This is a genomic window from Hahella sp. HNIBRBA332, from assembly GCF_030719035.1.
In the GTDB taxonomy this organism is placed as follows: Bacteria; Pseudomonadota; Gammaproteobacteria; order Pseudomonadales; family Oleiphilaceae; genus Hahella.
In genome coordinates this window covers 3,028,714-3,047,879 of the sequence record NZ_CP132203.1, presented here as the reverse complement: position 1 = coordinate 3,047,879, position 19,166 = coordinate 3,028,714, and the positions used below count along the sequence as shown (strand labels likewise).

At 53.6% G+C, this 19,166-nt stretch carries 13 protein-coding genes; 9 read left to right on the top strand and 4 right to left on the bottom strand.

Going from position 1 to position 19,166, the window contains the following annotated elements; genetic code table 11:
• Positions 1-75 precede the first annotated feature (75 nt).
• From O5O45_RS13480 to dinG, 6 genes are all read left to right on the top strand, one after another.
• Positions 76-1,197: a beta-ketoacyl-ACP synthase III gene (locus tag O5O45_RS13480; RefSeq protein WP_305905733.1), complete on the top strand. Its 1,122-nt coding sequence runs from the start codon at positions 76-78 to the stop codon at positions 1,195-1,197.
• A gap of 490 nt (positions 1,198-1,687) precedes the next feature.
• Complete coding sequence (locus O5O45_RS13475) at positions 1,688-2,413, top strand: MlaA family lipoprotein (protein ID WP_305905732.1); 726 nt, start codon at positions 1,688-1,690, stop codon at positions 2,411-2,413.
• Positions 2,414-2,582: 169 nt separating this feature from the next.
• The gene (locus tag O5O45_RS13470) at positions 2,583-4,055 is read left to right on the top strand and encodes a DUF3336 domain-containing protein (RefSeq protein ID WP_305905731.1); all 1,473 of its coding nucleotides are present in this window, start codon (positions 2,583-2,585) and stop codon (positions 4,053-4,055) included.
• A 161-nt stretch (positions 4,056-4,216) separates the two neighbouring features.
• Positions 4,217-5,986, top strand: a complete 1,770-nt coding sequence (locus tag O5O45_RS13465; RefSeq protein WP_305906207.1) for an ExeA family protein — start codon at positions 4,217-4,219, stop codon at positions 5,984-5,986.
• Between the two features lie 9 nt (positions 5,987-5,995).
• Positions 5,996-6,802, top strand: a complete 807-nt coding sequence (locus O5O45_RS13460) for a general secretion pathway protein GspB (RefSeq protein ID WP_305905730.1) — start codon at positions 5,996-5,998, stop codon at positions 6,800-6,802.
• Between the two features lie 6 nt (positions 6,803-6,808).
• Entirely contained in the window at positions 6,809-8,965 is a 2,157-nt protein-coding gene (gene dinG / locus O5O45_RS13455; RefSeq protein ID WP_305905729.1) for an ATP-dependent DNA helicase DinG, read from the top strand.
• Between the two features lie 290 nt (positions 8,966-9,255).
• Here dinG and O5O45_RS13450 read toward each other — a convergent pair whose 3' ends face one another.
• The gene (locus tag O5O45_RS13450) at positions 9,256-11,940 is read right to left on the bottom strand and encodes a LuxR C-terminal-related transcriptional regulator (protein WP_305905728.1); all 2,685 of its coding nucleotides are present in this window, start codon (positions 11,938-11,940) and stop codon (positions 9,256-9,258) included.
• A gap of 167 nt (positions 11,941-12,107) precedes the next feature.
• Positions 12,108-12,878, bottom strand: a complete 771-nt coding sequence (locus tag O5O45_RS13445) for a sulfite exporter TauE/SafE family protein (RefSeq protein WP_305905727.1) — start codon at positions 12,876-12,878, stop codon at positions 12,108-12,110.
• 142 nt (positions 12,879-13,020) lie between these two features.
• Here O5O45_RS13445 and cysB point away from each other — a divergent pair, with 142 nt between their 5' ends.
• Positions 13,021-13,995, top strand: coding sequence for an HTH-type transcriptional regulator CysB (cysB, locus tag O5O45_RS13440; RefSeq protein WP_279502797.1), 975 nt, complete (start codon positions 13,021-13,023; stop codon positions 13,993-13,995).
• Positions 13,996-14,022: 27 nt separating this feature from the next.
• Here cysB and O5O45_RS13435 read toward each other — a convergent pair whose 3' ends face one another.
• The gene (locus O5O45_RS13435; protein ID WP_305905726.1) at positions 14,023-14,748 is read right to left on the bottom strand and encodes a phosphoadenylyl-sulfate reductase; all 726 of its coding nucleotides are present in this window, start codon (positions 14,746-14,748) and stop codon (positions 14,023-14,025) included.
• Positions 14,749-15,827: 1,079 nt separating this feature from the next.
• Here O5O45_RS13435 and thrH point away from each other — a divergent pair.
• Complete coding sequence (gene thrH / locus O5O45_RS13430) at positions 15,828-16,442, top strand: bifunctional phosphoserine phosphatase/homoserine phosphotransferase ThrH (RefSeq protein WP_305905725.1); 615 nt, start codon at positions 15,828-15,830, stop codon at positions 16,440-16,442.
• Here the strand turns inward: thrH and pabB are convergent.
• Entirely contained in the window at positions 16,439-17,770 is a 1,332-nt protein-coding gene (gene pabB / locus O5O45_RS13425; protein ID WP_305905724.1) for an aminodeoxychorismate synthase component I, read from the bottom strand. The genes thrH and pabB overlap by 4 nt on opposite strands.
• Positions 17,771-18,509: 739 nt before the next feature.
• Here pabB and O5O45_RS13420 point away from each other — a divergent pair.
• Positions 18,510-19,064 (top strand): DUF6160 family protein, encoded by a 555-nt coding sequence (locus O5O45_RS13420; protein ID WP_305905723.1) that lies wholly within the window; start codon positions 18,510-18,512, stop codon positions 19,062-19,064.
• Positions 19,065-19,166 lie beyond the last annotated feature (102 nt).

Here is a 19,166-nt window from a genome sequence, read left to right as displayed (position 1 = left end):
CCTGCGCCGTTATGTGCTAAGATTTCTCGTCAATACGCGAGTGCAATAACTAATTAAACAAGTAGAGGCTTAATCGTGAGTTCTGTAGTCATTAGCGGCACGGGCCTGTTTACCCCGGCTTACAGCATTTCCAATGAGGAGCTGGTGGCTTCGTTTAACGCCTATGTGCAACGTTTTAACGAAGAGAACAAAGAGAAAATCGAGTCAGGGGAAGTTGACGCGCTACAAGAGTCCTCGGCTGACTTCATTGTCAAAGCATCCGGCATTAAAAGTCGCTACGTTCTGGACAAAGAGGGCGTACTGGACGTGGATCGCATGCATCCCTATATCCCTGAGCGCAGCAATGAAGAGCCGAGCGTACAGTGTGAAATGGCGGTCGATGCGGCGAGAAAAGCCATGGCTGAAGCGGGCAAGTCCCCAGAAGACATTGATGCGGTCATTGTGGCCTGTTCAAACCTGCAACGGGCTTATCCTGCGGTGGCGGTGGAAGTGCAGAGCGCCCTGGGCATTGACGGCTTCGCCTACGACATGAATGTCGCCTGCTCTTCCGCCACCTTCGGCATTCAGGCCGCGGTTAACGCGATTGAATCCGGTTCGGCGCGCGCCGTATTGGTGGTGAATCCGGAAATATGTTCCAGTCACCTGAATTTCAGGGATCGCGACAGCCACTTTATCTTTGGCGACGCCTGCACGGCGATTATTCTGGAGAAGGCGGACGCCGCGACCAGTCAGCACCAGTTTACGGTTATCGGAACCAAACTTAAAACGCTGTTCTCCAACAATATTCGCAACAACTTCGGCTTCTTGAACCGTTGCGATGAGTCCGGGATTGGCAAACCAGATAAGCTCTTCGTGCAGAATGGACGCAAAGTGTTCAAAGAAGTGGTGCCAATGGTCTCCGAGATGATTGTGGAGCATTTGGGCAGTAACGATATCGACGCCTCCAGGCTCAATCGCATGTGGCTGCATCAGGCCAACTTGAGCATGAACCAACTGATTTCAAAGAAAGTGTTGGGACGGGAAGCAACAGCCGAGGAAGCGCCGACCATTTTGGACACCTACGCCAACACCAGCTCGGCCGGTTCTATCATCGCGTTCCACCTGAATAAACAGGATCTGAACAGCGGCGCATTGGGCGTGATTTGTTCCTTCGGCGCGGGTTATTCCGCTGGCAGTATTATTGTCCGCAAGGTTTGATTCAGTCTCGAATCTAGCTCTCTTTTGTTATGCCGTGGCGTTTTTGCGTCGCGGCTTTTTCATTTCTGGGCCTGACTCCCCCTTTCTTGGGGGCGCGCCAGCGGAACCCGTTTCATTGAACTGTAACTATTCAAAGCTGTCGTATTGATACAGGGTGACGGACGGGAATTGAGTTATTTTGCGCCAAAAGAGGTCGTGAATCATAAGTTCTGGGCTACAGAGGAATACCTACTTTGAAGGGGATACTTTGTCAGGTAGACTGCTTGGCCGTTGCAAAAATGTGCGTTAGCCCGCATATTAATCAGGCCTTTGAGCCAATTCGCCGCCATTTCCAATAAAAATAAGCGCCCGCGGCCAGTTCAGCATTCCGCGTAGTGACAACGATGAGAGGTCGCTGCAAGAAGACGGAGGCTTTGAAAGTCTTGAATACCGCCGAAGTTAAGCCAGACTGAAGAATACAGAGAGCCTCCAAGGCGCTTAAGTGGGATTTATGGATACGAGTAAACCGCAGCACACAAGGCGTTTGTCCGCCGTTTTGTTATTGTCAATGGCCGCACCCGCTGGGGCGATGGCGTCTCACCCGCAGGATCCGTGGGAATCTTACAATAGGAAGGTTTTCGCCTTTAACGAATTTCTGGACGACTATTTTCTGCGCCCTGTCGCTAAAGGCTATCGGGCGGTGACGCCTGAAGTCGTCGATCGCTCAATTACTAACTTTTTCGGCAATCTTGGCGATGTCGTTACGCTGGCCAACAATATTCTGCAGTTGAAGCCAAGAGAAACTGCAGCAACCGCTAGCCGCATCATGTTCAATAGCACCTGGGGAGTCGGCGGTCTGTTTGATGTGGCCACGGCGTTTGATATTTCCGTCGACAAAGAAGACTTTGGCCAGACGCTTAGCTACTGGGGTGTGCCTCAGGGAAACTATCTGATGCTGCCGTTCCTGGGTCCGGGCACTATCACCGATACTATTGGCCGCATTCCTGACAGTTATGCCGATCCGGTGGGGTATCTGTTTCCCGAGCCGGAAAGGTATTTCGCCAGCGCAACCCGCATCGTCGACAAACGCGCCGATATTATTCCGGCGGAGAATCTGATTCAGGGCGATCGTTATACCTTCGTCAGAAACGCTTATCTGCAGCAGCGTGAATTCCTGATCAATGACGGTAAAGTCGAAGATCCCTTTACCTCCGACGACTTCGACGAGGATTATTGATCCTGTCGGGCGGGAGCCAGTCTCTCGCCGCCTCCTTCTCATCCTCATCCTTTTTCTCGCCACGTCTCTTTCCGTCCTTCACTCGTATAGCTACTTGCGGCCCTCCCTGTCCGATAAGCTATATTTAGTCTAAGGATTTAATAGCTGGGTGGGACTGATGTCGAGATACATGAACACGAAACTTCACAGGTACCGTAAGGCGATGGCTGAAGCCAGAGACTACGCTACTTGGCGTGACGCCGCGCTGGAGCTGGACTATCTGGAAGGGCATGTGGAGTGGAAGGAGTCATTCGCCAGCGATTTATACAATTATGAGCTGATTTATGACCGCCTGATGGAGCTTCGCAACGCGATGCAGGGGCGGGATCATTCCAAGCTGATTCGCAGTTTGCGCGAAGGGTTGCACCATGACCTCGGCAATATGGGGAATGCTTTGTTGTATCAGCACAGTTATATCGGCACCAAGCACCTGATTGAGGAGTACGTCAATCAAGTCTGCGACGCGCTCAATTATGTCTGTGACAATGATATTCCCGAGCTGCCGCCACGGCAGAAGCTGGAGTTTTTCAAAGATACGTCAATCAGTTTCGGCCGGCCTTCGTTACTGTTGAGCGGAGGGGCGACATTGGGCCTGTTTCATCTTGGCGTGATCAAGGCGCTTTGGGAGCGCGGCCTGTTGCCCCAGGTGATTGCCGGTTCCAGCGTGGGCTCCGTGATTGCGGCCATGCTGGGGACTCATACTGATGCGGAAATCCCGGAAATGCTGGAGCCTCATCGCCACAATCTGAAGGCCTGGCGTTGGATGGGAATGTTCAACGGGTTGCGGGGGCGTGGGTTTATGGATGTCCGCCAGTTGGAGAAATGTCTGCGTTCGAATATTGGCGAGTATTCCTTTTTAGAGGCCTATCAGCGTACTGGCCGCAGCATCAATATCTCTGTATCGCCCGTGCATCATCACCAAAAAGAGCGCTTGCTTAGCGGTTACACCTCACCTTATCTCCTGGTATGGAGCGCAGCGCTGGCGTCATCAGCGGTGCCCGCCGTGTTTCCGCCTGTGCGTTTGATGCGTAAGGATGAGAATGGCGGCATTGTTCCTTACATGCCGAAATTGCGTTGGGTGGATGGCTCCGTGGTGAGCGACTTGCCCATAGAGCGACTCAAGCATTTGTATGACATTAATTTTTCCATAGTGAGCCAGACCAATCCGCATATCGTTCCATTTATGAATGCGAAGAAGCGGGATCAGAAAATCAGTCTGACGTCGCTGCCGTTGCGGGTGATCAAGGCGGAAATGCAATTTCACGGGATGGGCGCCTTCGATTATCTGCGGAAACAGGCCGAGCCGGAGTTATTGCGGCAACTGTGCGGTCAGGCCTATACGATTCTGGCCCAGCGTTACTACGGCGATGTCACCGTCGCGCCCCGTTATAGCTTCTGGCACTTTCGCCGGATGCTCTGCAATCCCTCGCCGGATGTGGTGGAGCGCCTGGCGTTGGAGGGGGAGCGCGCCACCTGGCCGAAAATATCCATGATCCGTACACACTCCAAGATCAGTCTGACTCTGGAGAAGGGAATCAAACGACTGAAAAACAGACTGCAGGGACGCAAGGCGGAATTGCGGGTGGTGAACGTTACCAAATAGACATAATGGAGCGCAGCCGCGACGCTGACGGGGAATTTGTATGATTCATGGACGAATCCCTGAAATTTGCAGTTTCTATAATTTAACTCCGTCGTCCGGCGCGTTACACTAGCGCGTTGACAGTAACTAGGCCCGCGCCAACAGGCGCAATTTTGGATTCCATGTACGAAGCGTTTTTCGGTTTAAAAGAAAGCCCATTTTCCATCGCGCCTGATCCCCGTTATCTCTACATGAGCGAACGCCACAGAGAAGCTTTGGCGCATTTGTTGTACGGCATTGAAAGGGAAGGGGGCTTCGTGCTGCTGACCGGTGAAGTAGGCACCGGTAAGACGACCACCTGTCGCTGTTTTCTGCAGCGGGTGCCGAAAAACACGGACATTGCTTTCATCCTTTATCCGAAACTCACCGCAAGAGAGCTGCTGGCCACGATCTGCGATGAGTTGCACATCGCTTATCCCGCTCAATGCTCCATCAAGATCCTGATAGACGTTATTCACAAGCACTTATTGAAAGCGCACGCCGCCGGCAAACATACCGCCCTGGTGATAGATGAAGCGCAAAATCTGTCTTCGGATGTACTGGAACAATTGCGTCTGCTCACCAATCTGGAAACAGAAAAAAAGAAACTGTTGCAGATTATTTTGCTGGGGCAGCCGGAACTGAAGGAGCTTCTGCAACGGCCGGAATTACGTCAGTTAGTGCAGCGCATCACGGCGCGTTATCACCTGGACGCTCTCTCTCCCGTGGATGTGCGCGCCTATATCGGCTACCGCCTTTCCGTCGCAGGCTGTCGCAAAGAATTGTTCAGTAATGCGGCGATCAATAAGGTTTATAAGCTCAGTCGCGGCATACCTCGCATCATCAACCTGATCTGTGACCGGGCGCTGTTAGGCGCTTATTCGGAAAACAGTCAGGTCGTGACCCCCGCGCTGGTTAAGATGGCGGGCAAAGAGATTGGCCTTAACGCCAAGCGCACCACCATGAAATGGTTGGACAACTGGATCGTCAAAGGCTTCGCGGCTGGGGCGTTGGCGGGAGGTCTGACCCTGGTGTTGGGGTTGTCGCTCAACCAAGATCGCCGCCAACCGGAAAAGACCATCGGCGCTGTTGCGCAGGCGTCCGCCTTATCGGAGGCGGGCGAGGGGGAAGGTCAGATTCAGCGGGATGAGGGGATGCTCAAAGACGCCGCGTTGCCAACTGAAGAGCAAGGGGCGGCGAAAGAAGCCGCCGCCAGCGGCGCGACTGCAGCCGCACAACCCGCCGCCTGGGTGTCGCCTGTGGCGACCTCGGCTTCCAAGGTATTGGGCGTCTATAGACCCAAGGGCGACAATACGCGTAAAGCCTATCAGTCGGTGATGCATATCTGGGGACTGGCCGACAATGCCGGCTCCCGCGGTTTGGTGTGTGAATTCGTAGAGACTCGCGGGCTGCGCTGTCTGCATCGTCAAGGCAACTGGCGCAGCCTTCTGCAGCTTAATCGTCCAGCCGTGTTGAAATTGATGAATAATACCGGCGAAACCTTCAGCGCTGCGCTAATCTCCGTATCGGCGGATCAGTCGGCGGTGATTGAGCTGGATGGCGAACGTCATACTATTCCTCTGGCGGAGCTGGATGGGCATTGGCAGGGCGATTACAGCATTTTGTGGAAAGTGCCCCCCTATGCGTCCATGGTGATTCAGCCAGGAGAAGTGCAGGATGAAAATGAGTGGATTGACGGCAAGATCAAAATGGTGAACGAGGTTTGGCTGTCTCAAGGCGAAAAGCCTTCACTGGAGCCGCTGCCCGACACCTCATGGAAAGACCGGGTGCGTTGGTTTCAGCAGGAGGTCGGGATATTGCCGGACGGCATTCCCGGCGCCATCACCCTGATCATGTTAAACAGCTGGACTGACAGCACAGCGCCTCTGCTTATTCCGATCAAGCGCTCATAGGAAAACGACATGTCCTATATACTTGAAGCTCTGAGACGTTCCGAATCAGAAAGATATCAGGAAAAGCTGCCTGATGTGGTGCAAGGCGGCGCATTCATGATGCCCCGTAAAGAGAAGCGTGCGCCCTGGGCGTTGATTCTCATTTTGTTGCTGAGCCTCAACGCCATCGCCCTGGCGATTTTCTTTTTTATGAATCGCCCCTTTGAAAAACAAACGCCTCAGGAGGCAGTCGTCACTGACGCAGATCCCGCTCAGCCTACTAAACCGCCCGCTACGACCCCAGCGACGCCGACGCAACCTCAGTCTGCGCAGCCAGTGGCAGGAAACGCGCCAACTCAGGCGGTTCCCGTACAACCGATGAGCGCGAATAACTCGGACTTTATGGTTGATAAGGTGCCTCTGGATACCGCCTCGAACACGGATATCTATGTGGACCTCGGCGGCGAGGAAGAGGAGACGATCAATACGGATGGCGGCATGCTCATCGCGCCCTCCAATGGCTCAACACGCAGAACGATGATCATCCCTGGCTCCGGCGCGGCGGAAGCGACGCAGAACGTGGAAGATCAGTATCCAAATATTTCTGAGCTTAGCGCGGCATTTCAGCAGCAGATTCCAGCGATGGAATTCAATAGTCATATCTACAGCGCCAGTCCGGATGACCGTAGAATCATGATCAACAATAACTATCTTCGGGAAGGACAACGTTTCTCCGGCCTGAAGGTGTATCAGATTACCGAGAACGGCGTGGTGTTGGATAAAGGCGGGCAGCTATTCTGGATTCCCGTTATCCGTAACTGGGCTCCCGAAAGTTAGGCGAGCATGGTTAGTGAAGGTATAAAGGAGCAGATTCAGTCCGCCTATCGAAAGTATATCGCCGCCCGTAACATCAAGCCTCGCTCCGGGCAGCGGCATATGATCGCTGAGATAGCGCGTTATCTGTCCTCCATCGAACTGGACGGCGAGTTTCGCCGTAGCAACGACGCCACCACATGTGTTGTGGAGGCGGGAACCGGCACAGGGAAGACCCTGGCCTATTTAATGGCGTCCATTCCATTCGCAGCGGCGTTGCGTAAAAAAATCGTCATTTCCACCGCCACAGTGACCCTGCAGCAGCAAGTCGTGCAGCGTGAATTGCCGTTGCTGGCGCAACATACCGACCTTGAATTCAAGGTGGCGCTGGCGAAGGGACGCGGCCGTTATATCTGTTTGCATAAACTTGACTCGTATTTGGCCGGCCAAGAGCAGGGCATCCTGTTGCTTGACGGGCCGCAGGAAAGCGGCGGGGCGGACGTGGACGCGGAAGCCTACCAGCGCTTTATGAACTGGATGGTGGACAAAGGGTGGAGCGGAGACTGGGACAGCGCCCCGGAGCCAATCGAAGAGACGATCTGGTCAACGGTGACCACGGATCACCGCCAGTGTCTGAACAAGCGTTGCTCGTTCTTCACCCAGTGCGCCTATTACAAGGCGAAGATGGAGTCCGAAAAGGCGGAGATTATCGTCGCGAACCATGATTTGGTGTTTGCGGATTTGGCGTTAGGCGGCGGTTTTGTTTTGCCGCCGCCGGAAGAAACCATCTATATCTTTGATGAAGCCCACCACATGGCGGATAAGGCGCTGAATCATTTCGCCTTCAGCGCTGGTCTGAAATCCTCGCAGAAAATGCTGCGTGGATTGAGTCGCGCTCTGGTGGAAGGACAAAGTGTTTTCGCCTACGACGAGCAGATCACCAACCGGGTCAGCCCAATGGCGGCGTTGTCCCAGGAAATGCACCACCATCTCGACGCCGTCGCCCGTTTTCTGAATGAAACCATTGAGTGGGAAGAAAACGACGAGCGCGCCACTTTTCAATACCGTTATCCCATGGGCGTGATTCCTGAAGAATTGCGCAAGCTATCAGCGGCGATGGCGGATAAGGTCGGCGAGATGACCAAGGAGCTGGATGCGGTGCTCAAGCGTCTGCGGGATCTTGCGGAGAAAGAACAGCCGGGCGGCGCGCAGCGACAAGCTTATGACCAGGCGGTGATGTCGCTGTCTGTGTATCAGTCGCAAGTGGAGAATCTGGAAGACGTGTGGAGAATCATGGGCGAGGAAGTCCAGGAGGGCCATACGCCAACCGCCCGCTGGCTGACGACTTGGGCTAAAGAAACGGATAGCGATGTGGTCGTGCATGTCAGCCCTACCAATGCGGCGCATCTGTTGCGTAAGCGGCTGTGGTCGCGAGCGTTTGGATGTGTGCTGACCTCCGCCACGCTGAGTGTGGCGGGACGTTTTGATCGACTGGCGGGACAAGTGGGCCTTCCCGACGGCAGTATTTTTGCAATTCACCACAGTCCGTTTGACTTCAACAACAACTGCACTCTTGAGCTTTGCGATCTTGGCCGCGACCCGCAGGATTCCGAAAGCTATCTGGAAATGCTGAGCCAGGCGCTGCTGCGCATCATCGATGATAAGCAGGCTACATTGGTGCTGTTCAGCGCGCGCAAACATATGCAGTTCGCCGCCCGCGCCTTGGCGGACACTAAACTGGGGAGCCTGATCATAACTCAGGACTCAGGCAACAAAGGCCAGTTGATAGATAATCACCGCTCGCGGGTGGATGAAAATAAGGGCAGCGTACTGTTTGGTCTGGCCAGTTTCGCTGAGGGGCTGGACCTGCCTGGAGACTATCTCAAGCATGTCATTATTGCGAAGCTGCCTTTCGCCGTACCGGATGACCCGGTGGAGGCGACCTACGCGGAGTGGCTGAAATCCAAGGGCGGCAATCCGTTCAACCAGGTGGTGCTGCCTGACGCGATCACACGTTTGCTACAGGCATGCGGACGCTTACTGCGCAGCGAGAGGGACAGCGGTAAGATCTCGATTATGGACCGTCGTCTGTGGACGCGCTCATACGGGCGCATCATTCTCAACGCATTGCCGCCTTACAAGGTGGTCTCGGCGGATATTCGTCAGTCCACTCCCAGCGAGTCATAGCAGCCCAGGCAGCATGTAACACCAGCAGATTGCGCTGTGTGGTTTATGAGTAAGGGCAGAGCGCGTCAGAAAAAGGGGCGGCGATTTCGAAGCTGGTTAGCTTGGCGTCGCCGCTAGCGCAAAACAGGAGAAGTAACTTCCTGCGCTCTTAAGGAGACAAAAAAAGCAGGGACAAGCCCTGCAAGAGAATTCGAAATGAAAGGCTTTGTCGAATTCGATTCATGGGGCTAGCGTAAAAAAAGAGGGGGCGTAGCCGCATCGTCCATAGGGCGTAAAAAGGGGGGAATGGATCACAACAGGCCCAGATGACGGGCCCGGGCCAATGCTTCCGTACGGCTCGCCGCGCCGATTTTGCCGTAGATATTGCGAATGTGCGCCTTAACCGTAGCGGGCGCCAGGAATAAGCGGTCCGCGATCTTTTTATTGGGAAGCCCTTCATAAATCAGCGTCAGCACCTCCATTTCCCGCTTGCTTAATTCTTCCAATAAGCCTTCTGTCTGGGACTGTGGCTCTTCTTCCCGTGTTGGCGTAGCTTCCTGGGGAGATGAGGCTACTTGCAGCTTTTCCAGGTAATCCTGACTCGTACTGGCGATATCCAGGTTGGCGTACAGCGGTCTTAGATAGGCGTCGTCCGCCAGGAACATGGCGACGAAATCGTTGCTTTCGCCCAGCGTCAACGCCTCACTTATCAGCCGCTGAGCGGCTTCTGGCTGATATTGTCCCGCCATGGCGACGGCGTGCAGCAGTTTGGCCTGCGCCTGATAACGGGAAGAGCCGTGGTTTTCAGCGAGGGCTAGTATCTCTTCAGCGGTTTCCTGCAAACTGCCCCATTGCTGTTTGCGTAGAAAGTAACGCGCTTGTGCTGACAGGTTTTCCAATCCCTCGAAAGGAGAAGACTCTGTGGGGGCTTTGTCCAGAATAAGGGTGCACTCCGACTCAGCATTGGCCATGTCGCCTTTATCCAACAGACAGTGCAGCTTACCGGCCAAAACCGGCGGGGCGAACGCGGCCAACTCACGCTGGTTATACTCCAATTGCTCGCGAGCCTGCTCGTAGTGACGCAGCGCTTGCGGGTAATCGCCGCAATGACGGTTAAATTCAGCCCAGGTGTAATAGGTGATGAGTTTCTGTTGCGGCTCGGCGTTATCCACGAATGACAACATCGGTTTGAGAAAGCGCTCGGCATGTTCCTGATTGCCCAGGGCGCAATGAATCAGCACCAACGAGCTGTTCAACCAGCACGAGACAATGTTGGGCTCAGGGCCGTCCTTATGATAACTCTGCACCCAGAGTTCCGTTTGCCGGAACAAATTGATCGCATGCAGAAACTCACCCTTGATTTGCATGATCCATAGCAGCAGCCCCAGGCTGGAAAGCACCGTGGAGAAACGTTGCTCCAGTTTGCCCAGCGTCACGGCTTCCTTCAGCGCCGCGATGGCGTCATCCAGCCGCCCCAGGTCATAGTAGTCGTTGCCGAGGCCAAAGTAGGCCAGGGATTTGATCGGGGCGTTGATCTGCTGGAGATCCTGTAAGACAGATTGCGTCAGTGCGCTGGCAGTCTGGATGTCCTTGCGACTCCGCGCGGCGTACGCTTCCAGCAGGCGCAACTCATGGCGCACCGTATCATCCTGCTCAGGCAGCAAAGGATGCTTCTTCACGGCTTCCACCAGATCGGGAATGGCGGCGAACTGGTTGTCGTAAAGCAGGCACCATATTTTCAACAGCTGCAAACGCAGCGACTGGCTAAGTAGTTCTTGCGGGGCGTCGTCAAGCCATTCAATGATGTAGAGGTGGTATCCCTGCCGCACCAGTTGGTTGCCGATGCTCTCCAGGGTGGACTGCAACAGGTCCCAGGCTTGAATGTGCATGATCAATTGCACGGATTCCAAATAGAGTCGGCGCTCCAGGCAGGCTCGCACGACGTTGCGGCAGTGCTGTAAATGAACTTCGGGCTGGCGCTGTCTCAAGTAGTGCAAGGCGCCATCGCGGAACAGCTCATGGAAACGAAACCATTGGCCGGCGTCATCCAGGGGAATCAGAAACAGATTGCGCGCTTCCAGCTCCTGCAATATTTGGTGGCTGTCCTGAGTGCTTCGGACCTGGTCGCATAGCGGTGCGTCAAAGCGGGGGGCTCCCGCCATTTCCAGAATGAATTCACGCAGGCGGGACGGTAGATCGTCCAATACCTCCTGGGCGACGTAGTCGTCGATTTCTCTCTTCGCCTGGGCCAACGCTTGCTCAAATTTCTCGTTAGATAAGGCTCCGTCCGCCCGTTTCAAATCCGCTTGCGACAACAGCTGCAACGCCGCCGCCCAGCCGCCGGTGGAGCCAACAACGCGAGCCGCGGCCTCCGGGCTGACTTTGACGTCCAATGCAAGCGCGAATAAGTCTGCAACCTCTTGCGAGTCGAACACCAGGTCTGCGGAATAGAGCAATTTGGCGTAGCGTTTCACCTTCCAGCGAGCGAGAGGGAATGGCGGCTCGTTGCGGGACGTGATGAGCAAAGTGAAGTTGGCCGGCGCGAAGTCCACCAAATAGGTCAAGCCGTCGAAGATGTCCTTGTTGGCGATGTGATGCAGGTCGTCGAGAACCAGCACAAAGTGGCGATCCTGATGCTGGTGTAGCTGGTTGATTAACGCCGTCACCAGCACTCTGGCGTTGGTGTGCGCCGTATCCTGCAGCTGCGTGCGCAGCTCCCCGATACCCTCCAAACCGTTACGACGCAATCCTTCTACGACATAGCTCCAGAACGTAGAGGCTGAATTGTCCGCGGGATCGAGTGAGATCCAACTGGTAAGCGCATGATGAGACTGCGTCCATTGCCGCGCCAGCGTGGATTTCCCAAAGCCGGCGGGCGCAACGAGGCCAATAAAGCGGGCGCTGCCGGGCGCGTCGATGCGGCCAAGCAGACGCTGGCGTGTTAACAGGCTGTCGTCGAGGCGAAGCGGGAAAAGTTTGGTTTCGAGAACGATCATGCGCAGAGTGCAGTCAGTATGGCTAAAAGCGGGTTTCAGTCTTTATGGAAACTGAAAACTTGTCAACTGAACTCAATTAAATCAATGAAATATGCGCTTTAGACCCCGTTAGGCTCTTTCAGTTAATGGGGGAGGGGAAGCAAGGGCGTTAAGCGTCCGCGCCAAACTCAGAAAAACGCGTATTTGACGCCGATGATCAATAACATGCTCGCCAGAGCCGGCCGCAGCACGGCCGAAGGCATCCGCTTGGCCAGGGCGGTCCCGAAATGGATCGCAGGTAGAGAGCCGATCAACAGACTGCCGAGCAGGTAGTAGTCTATGTTCCCCAACTGCATGTGTCCGAGGCCTGCAATGAAGGTCAGAGGGACGGCGTGAGCGAGATCTGTTCCGACGACGCGGGACGAAGACAAAGCGGGATAAAGCAGCATGAGCAGGGCTGTGCCGATAGCGCCAGCGCCGACAGAGGACAATGTCACAAACACGCCCAAGATGACGCCCATAAATACGGTAACTCCGGCGCGGCGCTCGTCGCTCATAACTGTCGCCCCGGAGCTGGCGCGCAGCAACCGGTCTTTAAATAGAAGCACGGCGGCGGTGACGATCAGCATCAATCCCAGGCTGGTGGTCAACAGGTGTTTATAGGCTTCTGGGTGAGGGAAGTAGTGCGCGAGAATCTGGGTAGTGATAATCGAAGCGGGAATACTGCCAGCGCCCAGGGTGGCGGCAAGCTTCCAGTTCACCGTGCCGCTGCGGGCGTGGGTGACGACGCCGCCGGACTTGGTGATAGCGGCGTAGAGCAGGTCGGTGCCAATCGCCGTATGCGCGGGAAAGCCGAACAGAATCAGTAATGGCGTCATCAACGAGCCGCCGCCAACGCCTGTCAAACCGACCAGGAAGCCGACGCCAGCCCCGGCGACAATATATAAAAGAATTTCCATAAAGATGGTCTAAACTAACAAATGCGTAATAAGCCAAGAATTGTTTGGCCAATCTAGCTAGATTTATCTATTCTTAAAAAGAATATTTATTTATATTTTTATCTCCAATTATAATAACGCCGGGCTGCAAGGAGACAATTCAATGAAACTGCAACAGCTGAGATACATATGGGAAGTCGCCCATCATGATCTCAACGTGTCCGCCACTGCTCAGAGTCTTTACACCTCACAACCCGGCATCAGTAAACAAATCCGTCTGCTGGAGGATGAACTGGGCGTAGAGATTTTCTCTCGCAGCGGCAAGCACCTGACCAGGGTGACGCCGGCGGGAGAGACCATCATCAAAGTCGCCGGTGAGATTCTGCGTAAGGTCGACGGCATCAAACAGATCGCGCAGGAATTCAGCAATCAGCGTAAAGGCGACCTTAGCATCGCCACGACGCACACGCAGGCGCGGTATGCGCTACCTTCCATCATTCGCAGCTTCATTCAGGAATATCCGGAAGTCTCGTTGCACATGCATCAGGGCACGCCGATGCAGATTGCGGAAATGGCGGCGGACGGCACCGTGGACTTCGCCATCGCCACGGAGGCGTTGGAGCACTTTTCGGATCTGATCATGATTCCCTGCTACCGCTGGAACCGCTGCGTGGTAGTGCCGAAGAACCATCCTCTGGCTGAGAAGAAAAAGCTTGAAATAGAAGATGTAGCGGCGTTCCCCATCGTCACTTACGTGTTTGGCTTTACTGGACGCTCAAAACTAGATGAAGCGTTTAGTGAAAAAGGGCTGACGCCAAAAGTGGTGTTCACCGCAGCGGATGCCGACGTCATCAAGACTTATGTACGATTGGGACTGGGTGTGGGCATCATCGCTCGTATGGCCTATGACCCGGTGGCGGACTCCGATTTGGTGGCCTTGGACGCCAGCAAATTGTTTCGCCCCAGCACGACGAAAATCGGGTTTCGGCGCGGGACTTTTATTCGTGGCTACATGTACGAATTTATCCAGCGCTTCGCGCCTCATCTCACCAGAGAATTGGTGGATCAGGCGTCCCAAAAGGCCACCAAGGCGGAAATCGAAGAGCTTTTCGAGAATATCAGCCTGCCCACGTACTAGGTGCAGCTGCGGGCAGACGCGTGGGCCTCAGCTTTTGAGGTTGCCTGCATGTAGCCCGCATTCTTTGATGGTGGACTCCTCCCACCACCAGCGTCCTTCGCGTTCGTGCTGATTGGGTAGCACTGGTCGCGTGCAAGGCTCACAGCCGATACTGATGAAACCTTTTGTATGTAGCTCATTGTAGGGAACATCGAACATGCGGATGTAGTTCCATACGTCCTGCGACGTCCAGTTCGCCAAAGGGTTGAATTTGACCAGGGGGCGATCTGGCGCGCCAAATGCGGCGTCTACCTCCACTAAAGCCACTTTATTACGCGTGCTGGGACTTTGGTCTTTTCTTTGCCCGGTGATCCAGGCGTCGACGGTTGCAAGTTTGCGTCGTAGCGGCGCCACCTTACGAACGCCGCAACATTCGGAATGGCCGTCCTTATAGAAGCTAAAAAGCCCCTTTTCCTTGACCAGACGCTCAACGTCTTGCGCATTGGGCGATAGCGTTTCAATTTGCAGATTATAGTGGTCGCGCACTTTTTCGATAAATCGATAAGTCTCGGGATGCAGGCGACCTGTATCCAGCGTGAACACCTGAATATTCTTCTTTAGCTTGCGGGCGATTTCTATCAGAACCACATCTTCTGCGCCGCTGAACGAAATTGCGATATTGTCGTAAAGCTCCAACGCTTTACGCATCACTTCCTTGGGGCTCCACTCTTCCATCTCCCTGGCGAGTTCCTTTACATCATAGTCGGGTGTCATCACCTAGCGCCTTGTAGCAGAGAAATTAGACGCCTGTAGGCTACCAAATTGTTGATAGTGCTAAAAATAATAAAGACTTATATCTAAAGAACGAAAATAGAGGCGCGCCCCATGGACGAAGTGCGGCGGAGGAAGGGGAAGGATAAGAATTTATAAAAAAGCGAATTACAAAAAAAGGAGGCCAAGAGGCCTCCCAAGATTTAATTCTAAGCTGTTGACACAACAGGTCTGTGTCACTACGAGAAAAAGTGTAGACCAAGAAAAAAATAATGCCTCATGAAAACAGTCAACTTTATGCTTTGGAGTGGCTGGGTGTGACCGCGGGCCAAAGACCTCCCAAAGAATAGGGCGTAGAACCTGTGGGATTTTTTTAGAGAAGGGGAAAAGAAAAAAGGAGGCGTTCAGGGCCTCCTAATTCGGTCGGTGGCTGCTTCTGCAAGGGTTTATCACCACCGTGAGTTTAGTATAGTCCATTTGGATTAAGTGTGTCTGCATGTTTGACTGTAAAGACTTGTAACCGGATCAACGGATCTAAAAGAAAGCAATACGTCGATGACGCGGCAAGATTCAATGTAGGCGCTCGAATCCATAATCCGAGCAAAGGCATTCCTGCTGGCGAAGGAAGTTAAGCTGGATATTCTGCGAAAGGAGGCGGCTATGGCTATAGAGGGACGTCAGACAGCCGTCCCGGACAGCAAACCGGGACGTGGCTAATTATTCGAGTAAGAGGTGATTAAAGAATTTGATTCGCCAAAACTAACGTCAGAGTTAACCCTAACGCATTAAACGCAACCAGACCAGCCAGCTTTTTTGCGCTGATGTACATCGGACTCTCCTCTATAGTTTGATCTTGTTATTTTTTTCGTAAACTTATGTGAAATCTTGTTTACATCTTTAATCGATTTTAGCTTTATTCATCGAATATGCAACCCCCTGCTAAACCCTTATGATTAAGGCGTTTTTTAGGAAATGCAGGACTGGCCTGGGATGCTGTGGGGCGCTGTGTCACGCCTGAAACGAGCGGCGTAGGCGTTTGGTTTCTGTAACTTTTAAGTGAATAAAGATGACAGGAGTGAGCCGTGGAACTAGCGTGTCTGGATTTGGAAGGCGTGTTGATACCCGAGATATGGATCGCCTTCGCGGAAAAAACAGGGATAGAAGCTCTACGTGCGACGACCCGGGATATTCCGGACTACGACGTGCTGATGAAGCAGCGGTTGAAAATCCTTGACGAGCATGGCTATGGGTTGCCGGATATACAGGCCGTTATCGCCACGCTGGAGCCGCTTCCTGGCGCGCAGGAGTTTGTCGCCTGGCTGCGGCGCCGATTTCAGGTGGTGATTTTGTCTGATACCTTTTATGAGTTCGCCATGCCGTTGATGGAAAAGCTAGGCTGGCCCACATTGTTGTGTCATCGCTTGGAGGTCGACGAGAGCGGCAAAGTGACGAATTACGCGTTGCGCCAGCAGGACCCAAAACGGATGTCGGTGCGGGCGTTTCACAGTCTGAATTACCGTGTGATTGCGGCGGGAGATTCATACAACGACACCACTATGTTGGCGGAGGCGGACGCCGGCATATTGTTCAAGGCGCCCGACAACGTTATTGCTGAATATCCACAGTTTCCGGCAGTGCATACCTACGATGAACTACGCGAGGAATTTATTAAAGCCAGCCGTTTGGTGACGAACTAATCTTCACGTTTGCCGGGTAGATCTCCGCCGAGGGCTTCAACGATGTGTCTGATTTTCACAACGGACTCATTGTATTCCGCAAGGCAGTTGGAGTCCGCGACGATGCCGCCACCGCCCCAGACATGCATGTCGCCTTGCCGACAGGTCATGGTGCGGATGGCTATGTTGCTATCCATGCGGCCATCATTGGACAGGTAAAAAACACTGCCGCAGTAAGCGCTACGAGCATGGCCCTCCAACTCATCAATAATTTCCATCGCCCGCTTTTTGGGCGCGCCCGTAATCGATCCTCCTGGCGAACAGGAAATAAGGGCGGCGAAAGGCGAAACATCGTCGCGCAGGGTGGATGTCACCGTGCTGACCAGGTGATGAACATTGCTGTAGGTTTCCAGAGCGCAGAGCTTCTCGACTTTAACGCTACCAATATTTGAAATCTTGCCCAGATCATTGCGCAGCAGGTCGACAATCATCACGTTTTCCGCCCGGTCCTTGGGGCTGGACGTAAGGTCTTCTATGTGGCGAAAGTCGTCGACGGCGCTGGCTCCGCGTGGGCGGGTGCCTTTGATCGGCTTGGTGACGACATCGCGACCGTTCACCGTAAGAAACTTTTCCGGCGAGAAGCAAAGCAGGTCTCCCTGGCCGCTGCGGAAAAAGGCGGAGTAGGGGGCCTTGGCTACCTGTCTGACTTTGATATAAGCGTCTAAAGGATCGCCTGTATAGGCGCCGGAAAAGCGCTGTGTCAGGTTAATCTGATAGCAATCCCCGGCGAGAATGTACTCTTTGATTCTGGCGAATTCATTTGCGTATTGTTCGTAGCGCCAATCTGGAGAAATTGCGCGAGTGACGTTGAAAGTGTCTGTAGCGGGGCGCTGTTGCTTCAGTAGGGTTTGGAACGCTGATGCGCCAAAACCGGTGATGGTCTTTTTATCGTGCTCCACGATCAAATAGTGCTCGTAAGCCCCGATGCAGGCGGATGGAAACTCGGACTCTCGACGCCAGTTGCGGTCGCCAAGCAGCTGATTGCGTCCAAACTCATAGCTGATGAACCCTATCAGCCCCCCTTTGAAGCAGGGCGTTGGCCGAACGGCGCGGGGTTGCTGGGCGAGCGCCAGCAGGTCGGCGTAAGAGATTGGCGTCTCCGTCTCATTGGAACGGGTGATATAGTGAGCGTTTCCTTGGCTGCGGGCCATCCATTCCGGATCGCAGGCGATAATTTCAAAAGCGCGACCTTCTTGGGTTCGACAGTCCAGCCAGCAAAAGCCGGGACGGGAAGCTAGCAAGTGAATGACGGCGTTATAGTCTGCGTAGGGAATGGTGAAAACTGACATCAACAAATATTGGCCTGGTTAAAAAACGCCCCTTCCGGCGCCCGATAAGCGCCAATGGCTCATTAATCCGACATTTTAACCCTCCGGCATCCATTTTTCAGGCGCTCGGACGGCGGCGTTTCGCGGCCGGACTTCTTATTGTCTTACGTCCATTGGTCTGACTGGTCTCAAAAGACTGCCGAATTGTAGTGTCAGCGCGCGCATATTTGAAGTTGCTCACGCTTTTAGTTCTCTGACTGCGGCTCCAAGTCGGTCACAACTCTCCGGCTAGCTGAGTCTAAGAGGGAGGGGTTTCAGCAGGAATGACTGGTTGAGAGGCGCGTTTGGGCGGGCCTTGTCGGACCGTATATAGGCCAGATGGCTAAATAGTGTCTACCTGTTAACACTTCTTAACAAACGGCATGATTTCTGTGATTTCATTCACGGATTCGTCAGTAACACAACCCTACACTGGCCTCGTGATTGTGAAACACAAATCAAACAAAAACGAAACGTTTCACAATGCTCAGGCGGTTGTACTTAGACGCTAATTGTTTGTTTTTAAATGGAATTCTAGGCGCGTATTAATAATATGGAAACTGTGAGAGTAATCACGGAAAACCAATGAAGCGTAAACTAAATTAACAATCGCTCAGAATTATTCGGTCGGTTGTCAAACAATTTGTTTGATTACTGAGCGGTAATCTGAAGCTCACGAGAGTTTCCTGAAATTAAAAAAATAAACATTAGGAGAATTTTAATGAAAGGCCTGAAAAAATTAGTTTTGGTATCTGCTATTGCTGCGGCTCCTCTGGCTGCGCAAGCTGAACTGAAAGCAGTTGACGACGCTGTTCTGGCGGACGTTTCCGGTCAAAGCGGATTGGTTATTGAAGCCGGCTTCGGTTCCTTGACATACTCAGACATCGCTGTAATCGCTGACAGCGACTGGGATACTGACGCAGGCATCCACATCGACGCGTTCAAATGGGAAGTTGACGTAGAAGCATGGGATTCCGCTTCTAACTCTACTCTGGGCGCTTCTACTGGCGCGCTGGGCGGCTTCATCGCGAAAGACATCTCTATCAACGGTAGCGTTGACGTTACTATCGACGCCCTGGCTGACGCAGCCACTCTGGGCACCACCAACCTGGGCGGTATCGGCATCACCTTCGCCAACTCCGACATCAACATGCGCGTAGGCGACATGGGCGTTTACCTGAACCAGACTGGTCTGGGTCAAGTTAACAGCATGGGCGCTGTTGAAATCATCGGTATGAACCTGGACGGCCTTGAGCTGGTTGTTCACGGTAATTAATACCGGGCGGACCTGACGGTCAGCCGATTGATGATGGAAAAGGCATCGTACCGATGCCTTTTCTTGCAAATATCTCTTAAGCATCTATTTGTTCTGCAGTAA

Coding starts and splice junctions, on each gene's coding strand:
- O5O45_RS13475 (WP_305905732.1), top strand. CDS start 1,688: ATGGATACGAGTAAACCGCAGCACACAAGGCGTTTGTCCGCCGTTTTG.
- O5O45_RS13470 (WP_305905731.1), top strand. CDS start 2,583: ATGAACACGAAACTTCACAGGTACCGTAAGGCGATGGCTGAAGCCAGA.
- O5O45_RS13465 (WP_305906207.1), top strand. CDS start 4,217: ATGTACGAAGCGTTTTTCGGTTTAAAAGAAAGCCCATTTTCCATCGCG.
- O5O45_RS13460 (WP_305905730.1), top strand. CDS start 5,996: ATGTCCTATATACTTGAAGCTCTGAGACGTTCCGAATCAGAAAGATAT.
- dinG (WP_305905729.1), top strand. CDS start 6,809: ATGGTTAGTGAAGGTATAAAGGAGCAGATTCAGTCCGCCTATCGAAAG.
- O5O45_RS13450 (WP_305905728.1), bottom strand. CDS start 11,940: ATGATCGTTCTCGAAACCAAACTTTTCCCGCTTCGCCTCGACGACAGC.
- O5O45_RS13445 (WP_305905727.1), bottom strand. CDS start 12,878: ATGGAAATTCTTTTATATATTGTCGCCGGGGCTGGCGTCGGCTTCCTG.
- cysB (WP_279502797.1), top strand. CDS start 13,021: ATGAAACTGCAACAGCTGAGATACATATGGGAAGTCGCCCATCATGAT.
- O5O45_RS13435 (WP_305905726.1), bottom strand. CDS start 14,748: ATGACACCCGACTATGATGTAAAGGAACTCGCCAGGGAGATGGAAGAG.
- pabB (WP_305905724.1), bottom strand. CDS start 17,770: ATGTCAGTTTTCACCATTCCCTACGCAGACTATAACGCCGTCATTCAC.
- O5O45_RS13420 (WP_305905723.1), top strand. CDS start 18,510: ATGAAAGGCCTGAAAAAATTAGTTTTGGTATCTGCTATTGCTGCGGCT.